The following is a 16435-nucleotide window of genomic DNA, read 5'->3' on the forward strand; positions in this document are numbered from 1 at the left end:
ACGTGTTCCGGCGGCTGCTAGTCGAATGGTGCGCCGTCGCCTTGCTGGTGCTGGGTCTGACGGTCGGCCTTACCCTTACTAGAGCAACATCCAAGGCGGATGACGCGATCTATGATCAGATCGTGCATTTGCGCGCGCCCCCCGCCTCGGAGCGGATTCTTCTGGTCACGATAGACGATGCGAGCCTCGCTGCGCTCGGGCATTGGCCTTGGCCGAGAACCGTTCATGCGAAAGCGATCCAGGCTATCTCGGCTGCTCGGCCGGCGGCAATCGCCTATGATGTGCTCTTCACCGAGCCCGCACGCGCGTCAAAGGAAGACGAGGCGCTTGCCGCAGCCCTCAGCGATGCGAAGAAGGTCACGCTACCCATTCTTTTCGAGGCGCCGGGTGCGAATGGTCGTCCGTTCGAAACGGTGCTTCCCGTCCCGCCGATCGCTCGTGCCGCAGCGGCGCTCGGGCATGTGGCGCTCCCTCACGAAGCGGACGGCCAGGCGCGGGCCGCATTGCTTGATGTGAACGACGGATCGCATGCCTGGCCACACCTGGCCGAGCAGACGTTCCGGCTGGCGTACGGACGGCCGTCCCCGGCATGGCAGCGCGGGGTTCGGCGCGGCGACATGTCGGTACTGGTGCCGTACCGCGAAGTGGGTGCCTATCGCACCGCGTCCTTCAGCGATGTGCTCGCGGGTCGACTCCCGCCGGCCTTTATTCGCGATCGCATCGTGCTCGTCGGCGCGACCGCGGGCGGCCTTGGCGACCGTCACGATGTCGCCGGGGCCGGTACGCTGGCAGGCATCGAGGTTCAGGCGAACTTGCTGAACGCAATGCTGGCCGACCGGTTCGTGCGGGAAGCACCGCTTCCATTACGTCTCGCGATCGGAGCATTGCCCGCCCTCATCCTGTTGCTCCTGTTTTGGCGCCTGCGACCCTCTGCGGCATTGGTGGCCTCACTGGTGATGTTCGGGCTCATCGCTATGGCGCCAGTCCTGCTGATCGCCATGGCGGGCCTCTGGATCCCGCCGGCGACGGGCCTTGTCGGCGTGCTGTTCGTGTATCCGTTATGGGGTTGGCGGCGGTTGCACACGATCGACAAGGCGGTTGCCCGGGAATTGTCCCAATTGTCGGACGACCTCGACGGGTGGGTGGCGACGACGATAGACCGGCTGGATCATCCAGGACGCAACGCAGTCGCCCTGAGCGGCTCGATCACTGCGCTTCGCGACTTGAAACGCCTGGTTGCCGACACCGTGGAGGGAATTGCCGATCCTCTGGTCGTCACCACGATGGAGGGCGATGTCCTGGTCGCCAACCGGCACGCGGAGGCCCTTCTCTCGCAGAATGCCGGTGTTCGCAATGCGCTGTACGGCATGCCCTCTACCAACGATCTGATATCGGCGGATGGACGACATTTCTCGCACCGCCGCACGCCGCTTACCGGTGCCGACGGCACGCGACGTGGCTGGATTCACCTGCTGGCGGAGATCACGGGTATCAGGGCTGTCGAGCGGGATCGCGAGCAAGCACTCGAATTCCTGAGCCACGATATGCGTTCGCCGCAAGCGTCGATCCTCACGTTGCTGGAGGGATCGAAAACGGGCGTCGGGGCGGATGCGGCGGACAAGATTGCTTATCACGCCCGGCGCACCCTCAACCTTGCCGAAAATTTCGTGCAGCTCGCCCGGCTACGCGAGACGCCCTTCGGTCCGGAAGACGTCGACCTTCATGACTGTCTCGCGGAGGCAAGCGACGCCCTATGGCCGCTGGCGTCGAAGAAAAACGTCTGGATCGTCGTGCCACCAGCCGAGCCCTGTTACGTGGCAGGTGAGCGCCACGCCCTCACCCGCGCCTTGCTCAACCTGCTCGACAACGCCGTCAGGTTCAGCCCTTCTGGCGCGAAGATCAGATGCGAAATCGACTCTGTCGAAACCGCAGCGACCTCGCTGTTCGAGATTTGGATCGAGGACCAGGGTCCGGGCATATCCGAGGAGCGGTTGACGGATCTGACCAGCCGGTTCGGCCCGCTGGCGGTCGCGGGGCCGGGTCTCAGCGTCGGCCTCGGCCTGGCTTACGTCCGGACCGTTGCCGAACGCCATGGAGGCGGTCTGCGATACGAGGCGGTCTCGCCCCGCGGATCGCGCTTCATCTTCACGATTCCGGCGCTCGATCCCTCATCCGTTGACGGCGGCCCGCACGAGTCTGGGTAATATCTTCGCCGCCGAGCCGCCGCAGTGGCGCGCCGCCGCGGCGTTTCGGAACAATAGCGAGCCATTGGTCCGGTCGATCATTCCGACCGTCAAGACGTAGCGTTGCGGTTGGCAGAGTACGATGGGGTGCATCGCGCCCTTCACGGTTTCCGCACTACGCTCGGGGCGCTGGACCTCGACATTGGGCGACGCGTTCGCGAGACCGATCTCGAGCCGATAACGACCGTTCGGGCTTTCGCGATATCCTTTGCTGGCCAGAGCCTCGCGCACCAGCACGGATGCCTGCATAACAGTGCCGCCAGCATCCCCCGGAGCGGGCGCGAATGTATAGCTGGCATCTGTCAGCCCCGCTCCCACCGGCGGCAGAGGGCCTTGCCGGCTCATCGGAGACGTGCACGCGCCGACGAGAGACAGCGCTGCCGCTGCGACCAACCATGCTGTACGCATTACCTTCTCCGTGACCCCGCGTCCTGCCCTTAGACGAAAGCACGGCTAAGCCTCAACTCGGCGGGGCTGCGGCGGGGGTTTGCCCCTAACGGGCTTAGCGACGCCTTAAACGCCGATCACGCCAGGCAGCGATCGTTATCGCAACGTTCGACAGGCCCCGCCTCCCTATCCGCGGCAAATGCGCGGGGAGAAGCTAGCGACAAGCGTCTGTTTTCTGGAGAATGTCGACATTGGCGGTCCGGACCGCTGTGGACCATCCCGTGGCGGAGAGGGTGGGATTCGAACCCACGGTACGGTTACCCGCACAACGGTTTTCGAGACCGTCCCAATCGACCACTCTGGCACCTCTCCGCACTGGGAGTTCCGCACCTTTATGCACTGTTTGGACGGTGCGGGTGCTGGTCGAAGGCGGCGCCTCTAACGCACGCGGTCCGCGCGCGCAAGCGGTCCGCTTGTGCAGCGCCGAAGAAACTCTACATTATGGTCATGACTCGTTCCGAACCCCATGATGTGCTTTCGCAATCCGGTGTGCCGATGCCAGCCGTCGCGACCGCGCGGTTCACGATCGGCGATGTCGTTCGCCACCGGATGTTCGACTTTCGCGGGGTGATTTTCGATATCGACCCGGTCTTCGCCAACACCGACGAATGGTATGAATCGATCCCCGAGGACCTGCGCCCGTCCAAGGAGCAGCCATTCTACCACCTGCTCGCCGAGAACGGGGAGTCGAGCTACGTCGCTTATGTCAGCCAACAGAACTTGTTGCACGACGATAGCGAGGAACCGGTCGATCATCCGGCGATCGACGGCCTGTTCACTGGCTTTGCCCACGGCCGCTATAATCTGCGCCGCGAGCATCGCCACTAGGGCACGCGCCCGCCAATCGACCGGTGTGTGACTTTTGTGCATCGCAAGAAAAACTTGCGGTCCATCGCCCTGCCCAGCGTCTAGCAATGTTACCAACCTGTGACGATATCCGCCGCAACAGGGTAATCGGGACGTGCGTCCCCCGCTTATAAAGGGGTAATTTCATGAGGTTCAACCGCGCCGCGTTGGCGATCGCCGTTTCCACGATCGCGCTGGCAACTAGCCATTCTGCCTTCGCCCAGGACACCCCGCCTGCCCCCGCAACGCCGCAAACAGATGCTGGCGCCAGCGATCAGGACGCCGCCCCGGGTAGTGAGATCGTCGTCACCGGCACGCGCGTTGCCGGGCGCACCAAGCTCGATACGGCATCGCCTGTCGACGTACTGAGTGGCGCCAGCCTACGTAACCAGGGAACTACCGAACTCGGTGCGGCGCTCGCTTCGGTCGCGCCGTCGATCGACTTCCCGCGTCCCTCCGCCGTGGATGGCACCGACGCGATTCGCCCGGCTACGCTGCGCGGCCTGTCGCCCGACCAGACGCTGGTGCTGATCAACAACGTTCGCGCACACACCTCCGCGCTGCTCAACATCAACGGCTCTGTCGGCCGCGGATCGGCCGCGACCGACCTCAACACCATCCCGACCGTCGCGCTCGATCGCATCGAAGTGCTGCGCGACGGTGCGTCGGCGCAATATGGCTCGGACGCGATCGCCGGCGTGGTCAACCTCCGCCTGCGTGAAGCGCGCTCGGGCGGCGGCGTTTCGACAACCTATGGTTTCTACAATACCGATATCGAGACCGCGCGCGGCGATCGCCACACCAATGGCGAGCACACCGTGTCGGTGTCGGGCTGGCAGGGCATCGGCTTCGGCCAGGACGGCTATCTGACCATCTCGGGCGAGTTCGTGAACCGCCAGCCGACCAACCGCGCCGATTTCGACCCGCGTGTTACGCCCAGCGCCGTGACCGGCCGCTTCGGCGATCCGGCGGTCACGCAGTACAGCCTGTTCGCCAATTTCGGCACGTCGATCGGTGGCAACTGGAAGCTTTATGGTTGGGCGGGTTATCAGGATCGCGATAGCCGCAGCGCGGCCTTTCCTCGCCTGCCCACTGTCGTGATCTCGGGTGCCAACACGGTTGGCAACACGCTGACGCAATATCCCAACGGTTTCCTGCCGATCATCAATACCAAGTCGCGCGACCTCAACACCGCTTTGGGACTCAAAGGCGACGTGGCTGGTTGGGACGTCGATCTGAACGTCTCCTATGGCCGCAACAAGATCGGGTTCCGCACGCTGAACTCGGCCAACTACACTTATGGCGCCGCGACCCAAACCGGCTTCTCGGACGGCGCGTTGATCTACGATCAATTGGTCGGCGGCGTCGACGTGTCGCGCAAGTTCGACGTCTTCCAGTCGCTCAACGTCGCGTTCGGCGTCGAGGGGCGCCGCGAAGGCTTCCAGATCCAGGCGGGCGAGCCCGCATCGTACAATTCCGGCACCGCATTCCCGCTCGCCCAGCCCGGCGCGCAAGGCTTTGTCGGCTTCGCGCCGGTCAACGCGATCAAGCGGCATCGCCAGAACGGATCGATCTATCTCGACCTCGAAGCACAGGTCACCGATAAGTTCCTGGTCGGAATCGCCGGTCGCGGTGAGGATTATTCGGACTTCGGGACGACCGGTACCGGCAAGGTCTCGCTGCGATACGACTTCGCTCCGTGGTTCGCGCTGCGCGGCACCGCGTCGACCGGTTTCCGGGCGCCAGCGCTGCAGCAGCAATATTTCACCTCGGTCGCGTCGGTGATCCAGAATGGCGCGCCACTGCTGACCGGCCTTTACCCGTCTGTTTCGCCGGTAGCCACGGCATTGGGCGGCTTGCCGCTCAAGCCCGAAAAGTCGACCAACTTTTCCGCCGGCACGGTGATCCGCGTGGGCGGTTTCGACCTCACCGTCGATGGCTATTACATCAAGATCCGCGACCAGATCGGCCTGTCGGAGAACATCCAGGCGAGCTTCAGCCCACAAGTCGCGGGAATCCTTGCACCCTATGGCGTGCAGGCGGCGCGCTTCTTCATCAACGGCTTGGCGTCAACCACACAGGGTATCGACGCGGTTGCACATTACCGGCTGAAGTCGGGTGGCGCCGGTACGTTCGACTTTACGGTCGCGGCCAACGTCAACAAGGTCGACATCACCAAGGTACCGACATCGACCGCGGTCAACCTCAATCCGGCTCCCACGCTGTTCGCGCGCAGCCGCATCCTGACGTTCGAGCAGGGTACGCCGGGTGAGAAGATCACCGGCTCGATCGACTGGTCGCTCGACAATCTCGCCGCGACGGCGCGCGTGACCTATTATGGTGATGTCAATCAGCCGGGCACGGCGGCCAGTGGTGCTGCCGACATCCATACCGGACAGCACGCGATCACCGACTTCGAGTTGCGCTACCAGCCCAAGAAAGGCGCGCAGGTCGCACTCGGCGTCAACAACCTGTTCGACATCTATCCGGACAGGACCATCGCGGCGAACAACACGACCGGCGTAGTCGGCTTCCCTTACTACTCGCCGTTCGGCTTCAACGGGCGCTATCTCTATGCGCGCGTGGGCTTCAACTGGTAAGGGACGGGCAAGACACGGCGGCGCGGTCACAAAACCGCGCCGCCACGGTTGACAGAATCACCTCACTCCCTTAGGCGCGCCCCTTCAACCGTGGGGCCCCGGCCTTCGCGGGCATACGGATTTGAAAGAGAAATAGGGCCATGTTCGCAGTCGTGCGCACGGGCGGCAAGCAATATCGCGTCGCCGCCGGAGACAAGATCGTCGTCGAGAAGATCGACGGAGAAGCCGGTAGCTCGGTGACGCTGGGCGACGTCCTGCTCGCCGGCGAGGGCTCGGACCTGCAGCCGACCGACGGCCTGACTGTCGCCGCCGAGATCGTCGCGCAGGCGAAGGGCGAGAAGGTCATCGTCTTCAAGAAGCGTCGTCGTCACAATTATCGTCGTCGCAACGGCCACCGCCAGAACCACACGATCCTGAAGATCGTGTCGATCGGCGCCGCCGAGAAGAAGGCTGCGCCCAAGAAGGCCGCCGCCAAGAAGACCGAAGAGGCCGGCGCTGAAGCCCCGGCTGCCGAAGCTTAAGATCGGGAAGAGTAGAGATGGCACATAAGAAAGCAGGCGGTTCGTCGCGCAACGGTCGCGATTCGGCTGGCCGTCGCCTCGGTGTGAAGAAGTTCGGCGGACAGGAAGTCGTCGCCGGCAACATCATCGTGCGTCAGCGCGGGACCAAATTCTATGCCGGCCGCAACGTCGGCATGGGCAAGGATCATACCCTTTTTGCGCTTACCGACGGTCGCGTGACCTTCCACGAGGGCAAGCTCGGCCGAAAGTTCTGCTCGGTAGACATTATGGCGCAAGCCGCAGAATAACGGGCAACCGCACGGGTTGCCCACCAGGGCGACCCGGGTCTCGGGCTAACCAGAGACCGAACAAGGGAGACGGGTCGCCCCGGCTCCCTTTTTTCATGCTCCCTCCACTTCCGGGTCGCAGAGACGTCACATCGACGTGCGAGCGGCTCGGCACGATACGGAGAGTGAGATGTTCGCGCGGACCAAGAGACTGACATTACGTCCCGGCTGGCCCGAGGACGCCGCCGCGATCGCCCAGGCGATCGGCCATGAGGAAGTCGTGACCAAGCTGTCGCGGGTGCCCTGGCCCTATACCGAGGCCAATGCCGCCGAATGGCTGGCGACGCCGCGAGCCAAGGACAATGTGTCGCTGTCGATCCTCGCACACGAGGAAGCGACGCCGCGGCTGGTCGGCGGGATCGGCATCCACCCGGCCGAGGATATGGACGGTTACGAGATCGGCTATTGGCTGACCCCCGACGCTTGGGGTCGCGGCTACGCCACCGAGGCGGGCAAAGCCGTCCTCGGCATTGCGCGATTCGCGATGGGCCTGAAGAGGCTGCGCTCGCGCTATTTCGTCGACAATCCCGCCTCAGGTAAGGTGTTGACGAAGCTCGGCTTCCGGCCGACCGGGCGGACCGCCACCTATTGCCTTGCGCGTGGGCATGAGGTCGAGAGCGTCACGCTGGCGCTCGATTTCGACGCTGACGAGCCGGCATGCCGAATGCAGATCGCGGCCTGAGGTCGAGATCGACCGCCGCCGTCCGGATCCGTGCCGGACGGCGGCGGATTGATTTCATGTGTCAAACGTCCGACAGGTCATTCATGTCAGTGACTCCCCTTCCCGTCCGTCGTCGCCTCAGCCCCGAGGAATCGCGCGAAGCTGCTCTCGATGCAGCGCGCGACCTGCTGGTCGAGCTGGGTCCGCAGGCGGTGACCTTGAAGGCCGTATCGGCACGGATCGGACGGACTCACGCCAATCTGCTGCATCATTTCGGTTCGGCCGCCGGGCTGCAAAAGGCGCTGATCGAACGGATGGCGGAGTTCATCTCGACCACCATCCGCGAAACCGTGATTCGCCAGCGCACCGAAGACCAGAACCCGCGCGAAGTCGTCGACCTAGCGTTCGATGCGTTCGATACCGGCGGCGCCGGTGCACTGGCGAGCTGGATGATCCTGTCGGGCAACGAGGATGCGCTCGATCCGATCCTCAACGCCATCCACGATCTGGTCGACGAGTTGACCGAGGGTCATTCGAAGCAGGATCGCCCGATCGAGGACGAAACATTGCAGCTCGTCATCATGGCGCTGGGGGACGCCCTGTTCGGCGCGCCCCTCGCCCGCGCGCTCGGTTTGCCGCGCGACCGCGCGCGCCAACTCGCTTATCAGGCGCTGCGCGACGGCAATTCGCCCGATCGCTGACGATCCACCCGATTTGGAACAAGGCCAATAGTGAGCGGGACGCTGGTCGGCTTCAAGCCGGCCTGCGCTGTCCTAGATCGCGCTCATGTCTTTCAACCCCGATACCAATGCCTTGATCTGCCGGATTATCGGCCACCGCCGCTCGCGGCGAGTCTGGCACGAGGGCAATGGCTACCGCGCGCAATGCAAACGCTGCGGCACCGGCATGGTCAGGCCGCGCGGGGCGTCTCACTGGACTGCAGTGCCGGTCGAGAGCGACTAAAGGCACGATAGTCGGACGGCGTCATGCCGAACCGTTCGCGAAACAGCCGCCCCAGATACGCGGCATCGCAAAACCCCCATCGCTCGGCGATGTCCGCGATACGGTCGTGCTCGGTGGACTCACCAAGCGCCGCCGCGACACTCTCCAGCCGGCGCTGCCTGATATAGGCATGCACACCGCCCTCATCCTCGAACAGACGGTAAAGCGCGGAACGCGAGATGCCCAACGCGCGGCACAAGGTGGCGACGGTCAGCGTCGCCGAGCCAAGTCGCGCCTCTATCTCCGCCCGCGCACGCGTCATGGCGGCGCCTGCCACTGCCTCGGGCGTCGCGCGGCCGCCGCGTTCCTGCGCCACGGCAACCGCGAGCAGATCCATGACGGTCCCCGCCAGCCGTGCGCCGTGATCGACCGACAGATGATCGGCATGACGCCAGATCTGCCGCAAATGCTCACGGAGCAGTGCGGCGGTGGAGGGAGGAATTGCCAGGCCGTGGAGCGAGCGAACGCTCGGCAGATATCGTTCGGCTAGCGCGCGCGGGACGTGGAAATAGGCGGTAGAGCTCGCCTCCGACACATGATGCTGCGGCTGTGCCATATCGGTGAGCAACGTCGATTCGCCGAGCGCATCGAGCGCGGCGCCGTTCATGTCCCCCACCGCCCCGCCGCGAAACCGCACGTTGACGACGAGATCGTCGACGCCATCGGCAGCCGCCATTGCCCGGGTCCGCTCGAACGATTGCCCGGAGATCGTCGAAAAATGAATCTTGAGCGGTCCCAGCATCACCAGATCCGTGGCGACGTCGAACGGCTCGTGCGGACGTGTTTCGTACAACCGCCCGACGGTCGATGGCGAACGACTGCACCACGCCTCGTGCCGATCGCGTTCGGGCAAATCGCTCGTTGCAAACCGACCGCCGAAAAGCGACGCGCCGACATGAGACACATCAACGACCATCTTGATACCCCCGCGCTTCCCTTATGTGCGCTGCAGCAAGAAAGGCAATTGCCTTGGATCAAGCGGCGTTCGAATACGGGAATGGCGGTCGGGGGGTTAGCAGCGCGGCGTTACGCGGCTAAGGCAGTTCTATGCACTTCCTCGATCAAGCCAAGATTTTCGTCCGTTCGGGCGCCGGCGGCCCCGGCGCAGTCAGCTTTCGGCGCGAGAAGTTCGTCGAATATGGCGGCCCCGATGGCGGCGACGGCGGCAAGGGCGGCGACATCGTGTTCGAAGCGGTCGCCGGCCTCAATACGTTGATCGACTTCCGCTATACCCAGCATTTCCGCGCGCCGCGCGGCACCGGCGGCGCAGGGTCGAACCGCACCGGCGCCGGCGGCGACGACCTCGTCATCAAGGTGCCGGTCGGGACCCAGATCCTGGCCGACGACGAAGAGCGTTCGCTGCTCGCCGATCTCACCCATGTCGGGCAGCGCATCACGTTCCTGCGTGGCGGCGACGGTGGGCGCGGCAATGCCAGCTACAAGACGTCGACCAATCGCGCACCGCGTCAGCATGGTACCGGTTGGCCATACGAAGAAGCCTGGGTTTGGCTCAGGCTCAAGCTGCTCGCCGACGCTGGGCTGGTCGGTCTGCCCAATGCCGGCAAGTCGACCTTCATCAACCAGGTGACCAACGCCCAGGCCAAGGTGGGCGAATATGCCTTCACTACGACGCGGCCCCAATTGGGCGTGGTCAGGCACAAGGGGCGCGAATTCGTCATAGCCGACATTCCCGGACTGATCGAAGGCGCGGCCGAGGGCGCCGGCGTGGGCGATCGCTTCCTCGGGCATATCGAGCGCTGCCGGGTGCTTCTCCATCTGGTCGACGCCAACGATCCCGACGTCGCCGAAAGCTATCGCATCGTGCGCGACGAACTCGAAGCCTATGGCGGCGGGCTTATCGACAAGCCGGTGGTCGTCGCGCTCAACAAAATCGACACGCTCGATGACGAGCTGATTGCCGCTTTGTCCGCAGAACTCGAGGAAGCGAGCGGCGGCGAAGTGATCCCGATTTCAGCCGCGAGCGGCGTCGGCGTCGACTGGGCACTCGACAAATTGCTCGAAGCCATCCCGACCCACGAGTCACCGGTCGACGATGATGGCGGCGAGGATGAGGTGCGATGGTCACCGCTCTGATCGTTTCGCCGGTAGCGGGACGGCGCGACGCTCGCTAAGCGGAGCGCGATGTCGAAGACTTCGCTCTTTGCCGCGGCGCACTGCCCGCGCTTGATCGTCAAGGTCGGATCGTCGCTGCTCGTGTCGCCGGAAGGCGAAGTGCGGCGCGACTGGCTGGCAGGACTGGCCGCTGACATCGCCGTAGCGGTGCGGGCCGGACAGCAGGTCGCGATCGTCTCGTCGGGCGCGATCGCGCTCGGCGCTCGGCGCCTAAAGCTCACCAAAGGCGGACGCGCGAGCCTGGAAGATGCGCAAGCGGCCGCGGCGACCGGCCAGATCGCGCTGAGCCAGGTCTGGGCCGAGTGTCTGGAGGCGGAAGGGCTGACCGCGGCGCAGATGCTGGTGACGCTGGACGATCTCGAGGATCGTCGCCGCTATCTCAACGCTGCGGCGACCCTGGGCCGGCTGCTCGGGCTCGGCGTCGTGCCAGTGATCAACGAGAACGATTCGGTCGCGACCGAGGAAATCCGCTTCGGCGACAATGATCGGTTGGCGGCTCGGGTGGCGCAGGCGGCAGGCGCACAAGGCGTGCTGTTGCTGTCCGACATTGACGGACTCTACGACCGCGCGCCTTCGCTGCCCGGCGCAACGCTGATCGAACGCGTGCCGCGGATCGACTCCGCGATCGAGGCGATGGCGGGCGGATCGACGTCGGGCATGGGATCGGGCGGCATGACGTCGAAGATCCAGGCCGCCAAGATCGCGACCCGCGCCGGCATCGCGCTGGCGATCGCCTCCGGCCGGGTGGATCACCCGTTCGCGCGCTATGTCGAGACCGGTCACGGCACGCTGTTCCCGGCGCAACGCGCCGCGCCCGCGCGCAAAGCGTGGCTGGGTGGACGCCTCACGGTACGCGGGACCGTCCATGTCGACGCGGGCGCGGTTGCCGCGCTCAACCAGGGCAAGAGCCTGTTGCCGGCCGGCGCCGTTCGGGTCGAGGGCGACTTTGCGCGTGGTGATCTGATCGCGATCGCCGGCCCCGGCGGCGTGATCGCAAGCGGGCTTGCCGAATATGACGTTGCCGACGCCGTGCGGATCGCGGGCAAGCGCAGCGACGAAGCCGCCGCCATTCTCGGCTATGCCCCGCGCGCCGCGCTCGTCCATCGCAACCACATGGTGCTGACATGACGGTGATCGCGGTCACCGGCGGCACCGGGTTCGTCGGCAGTCATTTCATCGAACATGCCTTGGCGCAAGGCCATCAACTGCGCGCGCTGACGCGGCGGCCGCAGGCGGAGCGGGCCGAAATCACCTGGGTCGAAGGCGCGCTCGACAAGCCGGACAGTCTGGCAGCTTTGGTCCAGGGCGCCGACGCGGTGCTGCACATTGCCGGGGTGATTAACGCACCCGACCGCGCGGGCTTCGCCGCGGGCAATATCGATGGGACGCGTGCGCTCATCGCCGCGACCGAAGCAGCCGGCATCCGCCGCTTCGTGCAGGTGTCCTCGCTCACCGCGCGCGAGCCGGATTTGTCGCTCTACGGCTGGTCGAAAGCGGAAGCCGACAAATTGCTGATCGCTAGCAATCTCGACTGGACGATCGTGCGCCCACCGGCGATCTTCGGCCCGCGCGATCAGGAAATGCTCGAGCTGTTCAAGCTCGCCAAACGCCATATCGTGCCGCTGCCCCCGGCCGGCGGACGAATGTCGGTGATCGCGGTCGGGGAATTGACCCGGCTGTTGCTGGCGCTGCCCACCAGCAACGCGCTGACCCGCGAGATCGTCGAACCCGACGACGGCAGGCCCGACGGTTGGGACCATCGCGATTTCGCTCGCGCGATCGGCGCGGCGATGGACAGCAAGGTGTTGCCGCTTCCCCTGCCCCGCCCGGTCCTCGACGCGATCGCCGCGCTCGATGGCCTGTTCCGCGGCAAGAACGCGAAGCTGACGCCCGATCGCGTCGCTTATTTCTGCCATCGCGATTGGGTCAGCCATGCGACGCCGCCGACTGAGGTTTGGGCGCCCCAAGAGAATACCCCAACGGCACTGGCCGCGACCGCGCAATGGTATCGCGCCCAAGGGTCGCTATAACCCTGCCGGAAAGCCGCCGCATTTGGCGGGCAACGCCTTCGCGACCACAAGGACATGACAATGAGCGACCGCGCAGCAATATTCGAGACCGTCACCGGACTGATCCAGCCGTTCAACAAGAAGGGCGTCGCTCTGTCGGACGCGACCACGTTCCAGCACGATCTGGAATGGGATTCGCTGACGGTGATGGATTTCGTCGCGGCGATCGAGGACGATTTCGACATCATCATCACGATGAATATGCAGGCTGAAATCGAAACCGTCGGCCAGCTCGTCGATGCCGTCCAGAAGCTGAAGGACGCGTGATGACCGACGCGATCGACACTGCCGAGGCGCTTCCCGAAAACCCGTCGCCGATCGCCCCCGAGCGCGACCTGATGTCCAAGTTCGACGGGCTGATCGCCGAGCGTCAGGCGTTGCTCGACAGCGGCGTAACCGATCCGTTCGCGATCGTGATGGAACAGGTGAAGTCGCCAACCGAGGCGGTGATCAAGGGCAAGGACACGATCCTGCTCGGCACCTACAATTATATGGGCATGACGTTCGACCCCGATGTCATCCAGGCGGGCAAGGACGCGCTGGACCAGTTCGGATCGGGCACCAATGGCAGCCGCATGCTCAACGGCACCTTCCGCGACCATATGGAAGTCGAGCAGGCGCTGCGCGATTTCTACGGCACGACCGGCGCGATCGTCTTTTCGACCGGCTATATGGCCAATCTCGGCATGATCTCGACGCTCGCCGGCAAGGGCGAATATGTCATTCTCGACGCCGACAGCCACGCCTCGATCTATGACGGCTGCAAACAGGGCTATGCCGAGATCGTCCGCTTCCGCCACAACGATATCGAGGATCTCGACAAGCGGCTCGGCCGCCTGCCCAAGGAGCCGGGCAAATTGGTCGTGCTCGAAGGCGTCTATTCGATGCTGGGCGATGTCGCGCCGCTCAAGGAAATGGTCGCGGTCGCCAAGAAGCACAATGCGATGGTGCTGTCCGACGAAGCGCATTCGATGGGCTTCTATGGCCCCAATGGCCGCGGCGTGTACGAGGCCCAGGGGTGCGAGGGCGATGTCGACTTCATCGTCGGCACGTTCTCCAAGTCGGTCGGCACCGTTGGCGGTTTCTGCGTGTCCAATCACCCCAAATTCGAGGCGATCCGCCTGGCCTGCCGCCCCTATATCTTCACCGCCAGCCTGCCGCCGTCGGTCGTGGCCACCGCGGCAATGTCGATCCGCAAGCTCCAGCATGCGCATAACAAGCGTGCGCATCTGTGGGAAAATGCCAGGCAATTGCATGGCGGGCTGACCCGACTGGGCTTCAAACTGGGGACCGAGAACCCCGACAGCGCGATCATCGCGGTGATCCTGGACGATCAGACGCAGGCGGTGATGATGTGGCAGGCGCTGCTCGACAGCGGCGTCTATGTGAACATGGCACGGCCGCCCGCGACGCCCGCAGGCACCTATCTGCTGCGGTGTTCGCTGTGCGCCGAGCATACGGCCGAACAGATTGCGACGGTGCTGGAGCGCTTCGAAGCGGCAGGGCGGGCAGCGCACGCGCTAAATTGAGGGAACTTGCGGGCTTTCCTCGATTCAACCGATTCGGTACAAGACGACCATGAGCGGGAACGACGCCGAGCTGGGGCTCGTCGATCAGGCACGCACGGTCTGGCGGGGCATTGCCCTGGCGGTCATGGCGTTACTCGGCACCGGCATCGTCGTCGCGCTGATCGTCATCCTGTCGGATACGACCGCGCAGCGCGATCGCGCGCTCAAGGCGCAGAGCCACAGCTACGACGTCATGATCCTGGCGCGAACGCTGTCGGGGACGATCGCGCACGCCGAAGCGGCGCTGGGGCGATACGTGATGAGCCGCGACCAGCTGGTCGGTCGCGAATATTATGACGAATGGAGTTCGGCGCGAAACCAGATCGACCGGCTTGATGCGCTGACCAACGACAATCCCGCGCAACAGCATCTGATCGACCAGTTGCGCGCGACCTATGAGGAACGCGGCAAGGAACTGGCGGTCACCGCGCTCAGCACATCGTACAAGAAGGATAGTCAGGCCTATTCGCGCTTCTACGCCGCAGGAAAATCGGCGACGTTGCGCGATATCGACCGCCAGCTCGACGCGATCATCAATTCCGAACACGGACTGCTCGACCAGCGCGTGGCGACGGCCGCCGCATCGATCCAGCGGTCCAATACCGTGGCGATGGTCCTGGCGATGTTCGGCATGCTGATCCTGATCGCGGCGGTCGTGCTCGGCTGGTTGACGATCGGCGTGATGCGGGAGCGCGCGGTCGCGCGCGCTGACGCCGATGTCGAACGCGAACGATCGGCGGCGCTCGAGGACGCGGTGAACGAAGCCACCCAGGCCTTGCGCGCGCAGGAAGCCAAGCTGCGCCAGGTGCAGAAGATGGAAGCGGTCGGCCAGCTGACGGGCGGGATCGCCCACGATTTCAACAATATGCTGGCGGTGGTTCTGGGTGGTCTCGAACTGGCCCGGCGCACGCTGAAGAGCGATCCACAGGGCGTCGGCCGCCATCTCGACAACGCCACGGAGGGCGCTCATCGCGCGGCGGCGCTGACCCGGCGGCTGCTCGCTTTTTCGCGTGAGGAGGCGCTCAATCCCGAACCGCTCACGCCGATCGCCGCGATCGAAGGCATGTCCGACCTGCTCGACCGTACGCTGGGAGATGCGATCACGGTGGAGACGAGCGACGACGGATCCTCCTGGCACATCTGGGCCGACCGCCACGAACTCGAAAACACCATCCTCAACCTCGCCGTCAACGCGCGCGACGCGATGGACGGCCGTGGAAAGCTGACGATCCGGGCCAGCGCGCGGACGCTCGCGGCCAATGAGATCGGCCATTGCCTGGCGGGGGACCATGTCGCGATCGCGGTCAGCGACACTGGCTGCGGCATGGCGCCAGAGGTTCTGGAACGGGTGTTCGAACCGTTCTTCACGACCAAGCCCGTCGGCAAGGGCACCGGCCTGGGACTTAGCCAGATCTTCGCCTTCGTCCGCCAGTCGGGCGGCGAGATCGCGATTGCCTCGGTCGAGGGCGAAGGGACCACGGTGACGCTCTACCTTCCCCGTCACGCCGGCGTCGGAGATGTGGCGGAAAAAGCGGACGTCGCGTCGCCGTCCGCGGTGCCGTCGATTCGCGGCCTCGGCGTGCTGGTGGTCGAGGATGATCCGCGCGTTCTCAACGCCACGATCGGCGCGCTCGAGGAGTTGAAGCATCGCGCGGTACCGTGCCCCGACCCGCTCGACGCGCCGCGCATGGTCGACGATCTCGGGCCGTTCGATCTCGTCATCACCGATGTCCTGATGCCCGGCCAGACCGGGCCGGAGATGATCGCCGGATTGTTGGCGCGGCGCCCCGATCTGGCCGTGCTGTTCGTCACCGGTTATGCGGGCGAAGGGTCGGCGGCCGATTTCGGGGGACGGCCGGTCTTGCGCAAACCGTTCACCATCGCCGGGCTGGAACGCGCGATCGCCGATGCGATCGCGGATCGACCAACGCCGACGGACCAATTGGCCGCCGAATAAAGGCAGTTTTTCCGGCTGACGCGGACCGAATGCCGCCCTATAGCCGTTCGATCATCTCCCCA

At 64.8% G+C, this 16435-nt stretch carries 15 protein-coding genes and 1 tRNA gene; 13 read left to right on the forward strand and 3 right to left on the reverse strand.

Annotation, left to right across the window (positions count from 1 at the left end):
• Positions 1-2: 2 nt before the first annotated feature.
• The gene (locus tag SMA01S_RS01350) at positions 3-2204 is read left to right on the forward strand and encodes a CHASE2 domain-containing protein (protein ID WP_066816480.1); all 2202 of its coding nucleotides are present in this window, start codon (positions 3-5) and stop codon (positions 2202-2204) included.
• Here the strand turns inward: SMA01S_RS01350 and SMA01S_RS01355 are convergent.
• Together SMA01S_RS01355 and SMA01S_RS01360 are read right to left on the reverse strand one after the other, a co-directional pair.
• Positions 2169-2480, reverse strand: coding sequence for a hypothetical protein (locus SMA01S_RS01355; RefSeq protein WP_169804156.1), 312 nt, complete (start codon positions 2478-2480; stop codon positions 2169-2171). The genes SMA01S_RS01350 and SMA01S_RS01355 overlap by 36 nt on opposite strands.
• A 432-nt stretch (positions 2481-2912) precedes the next feature.
• Positions 2913-3002, reverse strand: a tRNA-Ser gene (locus SMA01S_RS01360).
• A gap of 135 nt (positions 3003-3137) precedes the next feature.
• On the opposite strand from SMA01S_RS01360, the gene hspQ reads away from it, so the two are divergent.
• The 6 genes from hspQ (at position 3138) to SMA01S_RS01390 (ending at position 8345) form a co-directional block, all read left to right on the forward strand.
• A complete protein-coding gene (gene hspQ / locus SMA01S_RS01365; RefSeq protein WP_066816845.1) occupies positions 3138-3518 on the forward strand; it encodes a heat shock protein HspQ in 381 nt (126 codons plus the stop codon).
• A 164-nt stretch (positions 3519-3682) separates the two neighbouring features.
• Positions 3683-6136, forward strand: a complete 2454-nt coding sequence (locus SMA01S_RS01370; RefSeq protein WP_066816485.1) for a TonB-dependent receptor plug domain-containing protein — start codon at positions 3683-3685, stop codon at positions 6134-6136.
• A 140-nt stretch (positions 6137-6276) separates the two neighbouring features.
• Positions 6277-6657 (forward strand): 50S ribosomal protein L21, encoded by a 381-nt coding sequence (rplU, locus tag SMA01S_RS01375; protein ID WP_066816487.1) that lies wholly within the window; start codon positions 6277-6279, stop codon positions 6655-6657.
• 17 nt (positions 6658-6674) lie between these two features.
• Positions 6675-6944 carry a 50S ribosomal protein L27 gene (gene rpmA / locus SMA01S_RS01380; protein WP_066585833.1) on the forward strand — a complete coding sequence of 90 codons (270 nt, stop codon included), beginning with the start codon at positions 6675-6677 and terminating at the stop codon, positions 6942-6944.
• A gap of 169 nt (positions 6945-7113) precedes the next feature.
• Positions 7114-7665 (forward strand): GNAT family N-acetyltransferase, encoded by a 552-nt coding sequence (locus tag SMA01S_RS01385; RefSeq protein ID WP_174543061.1) that lies wholly within the window; start codon positions 7114-7116, stop codon positions 7663-7665.
• A gap of 83 nt (positions 7666-7748) precedes the next feature.
• Positions 7749-8345 (forward strand): TetR/AcrR family transcriptional regulator, encoded by a 597-nt coding sequence (locus SMA01S_RS01390; RefSeq protein ID WP_066816488.1) that lies wholly within the window; start codon positions 7749-7751, stop codon positions 8343-8345.
• A 209-nt stretch (positions 8346-8554) separates the two neighbouring features.
• Here SMA01S_RS01390 and SMA01S_RS01395 read toward each other — a convergent pair whose 3' ends face one another.
• Positions 8555-9439, reverse strand: coding sequence for a helix-turn-helix domain-containing protein (locus SMA01S_RS01395; protein WP_169804157.1), 885 nt, complete (start codon positions 9437-9439; stop codon positions 8555-8557).
• Positions 9440-9693: 254 nt separating this feature from the next.
• Here SMA01S_RS01395 and obgE point away from each other — a divergent pair, with 254 nt between their 5' ends.
• Genes obgE through SMA01S_RS01425 form a run of 6 tightly spaced genes read left to right on the forward strand, consistent with a single transcriptional unit; the run spans position 9694 to position 16373 of the window.
• Entirely contained in the window at positions 9694-10740 is a 1047-nt protein-coding gene (obgE, locus tag SMA01S_RS01400) for a GTPase ObgE (protein WP_066816490.1), read from the forward strand.
• A gap of 48 nt (positions 10741-10788) precedes the next feature.
• Positions 10789-11907, forward strand: a complete 1119-nt coding sequence (gene proB / locus SMA01S_RS01405) for a glutamate 5-kinase (protein WP_066816491.1) — start codon at positions 10789-10791, stop codon at positions 11905-11907.
• Positions 11904-12809, forward strand: a complete 906-nt coding sequence (locus SMA01S_RS01410; RefSeq protein ID WP_066816492.1) for an SDR family oxidoreductase — start codon at positions 11904-11906, stop codon at positions 12807-12809. Before proB ends, SMA01S_RS01410 begins: the two co-directional genes overlap by 4 nt.
• Positions 12810-12869: 60 nt before the next feature.
• Positions 12870-13115, forward strand: a complete 246-nt coding sequence (locus SMA01S_RS01415; protein WP_066816494.1) for an acyl carrier protein — start codon at positions 12870-12872, stop codon at positions 13113-13115.
• Positions 13115-14377, forward strand: coding sequence for a serine palmitoyltransferase (gene spt / locus SMA01S_RS01420; RefSeq protein ID WP_066816496.1), 1263 nt, complete (start codon positions 13115-13117; stop codon positions 14375-14377). The genes SMA01S_RS01415 and spt overlap by 1 nt, the downstream gene beginning before the upstream one ends.
• A 49-nt stretch (positions 14378-14426) precedes the next feature.
• On the forward strand, positions 14427-16373 hold the full coding sequence (locus SMA01S_RS01425) for an ATP-binding protein (protein ID WP_066816498.1): 1947 nt from the start codon (positions 14427-14429) through the stop codon (positions 16371-16373).
• Positions 16374-16435 lie beyond the last annotated feature (62 nt).

It is taken from the genome of Sphingomonas mali NBRC 15500, assembly GCF_001598415.1.
Classification (GTDB): Bacteria; Pseudomonadota; Alphaproteobacteria; order Sphingomonadales; family Sphingomonadaceae; genus Sphingomonas; species Sphingomonas mali.

Coding starts and splice junctions, on each gene's coding strand:
- hspQ (WP_066816845.1), top strand. CDS start 3,138: ATGACTCGTTCCGAACCCCATGATGTGCTTTCGCAATCCGGTGTGCCG.
- SMA01S_RS01370 (WP_066816485.1), top strand. CDS start 3,683: ATGAGGTTCAACCGCGCCGCGTTGGCGATCGCCGTTTCCACGATCGCG.
- rplU (WP_066816487.1), top strand. CDS start 6,277: ATGTTCGCAGTCGTGCGCACGGGCGGCAAGCAATATCGCGTCGCCGCC.
- rpmA (WP_066585833.1), top strand. CDS start 6,675: ATGGCACATAAGAAAGCAGGCGGTTCGTCGCGCAACGGTCGCGATTCG.
- SMA01S_RS01385 (WP_174543061.1), top strand. CDS start 7,114: ATGTTCGCGCGGACCAAGAGACTGACATTACGTCCCGGCTGGCCCGAG.
- SMA01S_RS01390 (WP_066816488.1), top strand. CDS start 7,749: ATGTCAGTGACTCCCCTTCCCGTCCGTCGTCGCCTCAGCCCCGAGGAA.
- obgE (WP_066816490.1), top strand. CDS start 9,694: ATGCACTTCCTCGATCAAGCCAAGATTTTCGTCCGTTCGGGCGCCGGC.
- proB (WP_066816491.1), top strand. CDS start 10,789: ATGTCGAAGACTTCGCTCTTTGCCGCGGCGCACTGCCCGCGCTTGATC.
- SMA01S_RS01410 (WP_066816492.1), top strand. CDS start 11,904: ATGACGGTGATCGCGGTCACCGGCGGCACCGGGTTCGTCGGCAGTCAT.
- SMA01S_RS01415 (WP_066816494.1), top strand. CDS start 12,870: ATGAGCGACCGCGCAGCAATATTCGAGACCGTCACCGGACTGATCCAG.
- spt (WP_066816496.1), top strand. CDS start 13,115: ATGACCGACGCGATCGACACTGCCGAGGCGCTTCCCGAAAACCCGTCG.
- SMA01S_RS01425 (WP_066816498.1), top strand. CDS start 14,427: ATGAGCGGGAACGACGCCGAGCTGGGGCTCGTCGATCAGGCACGCACG.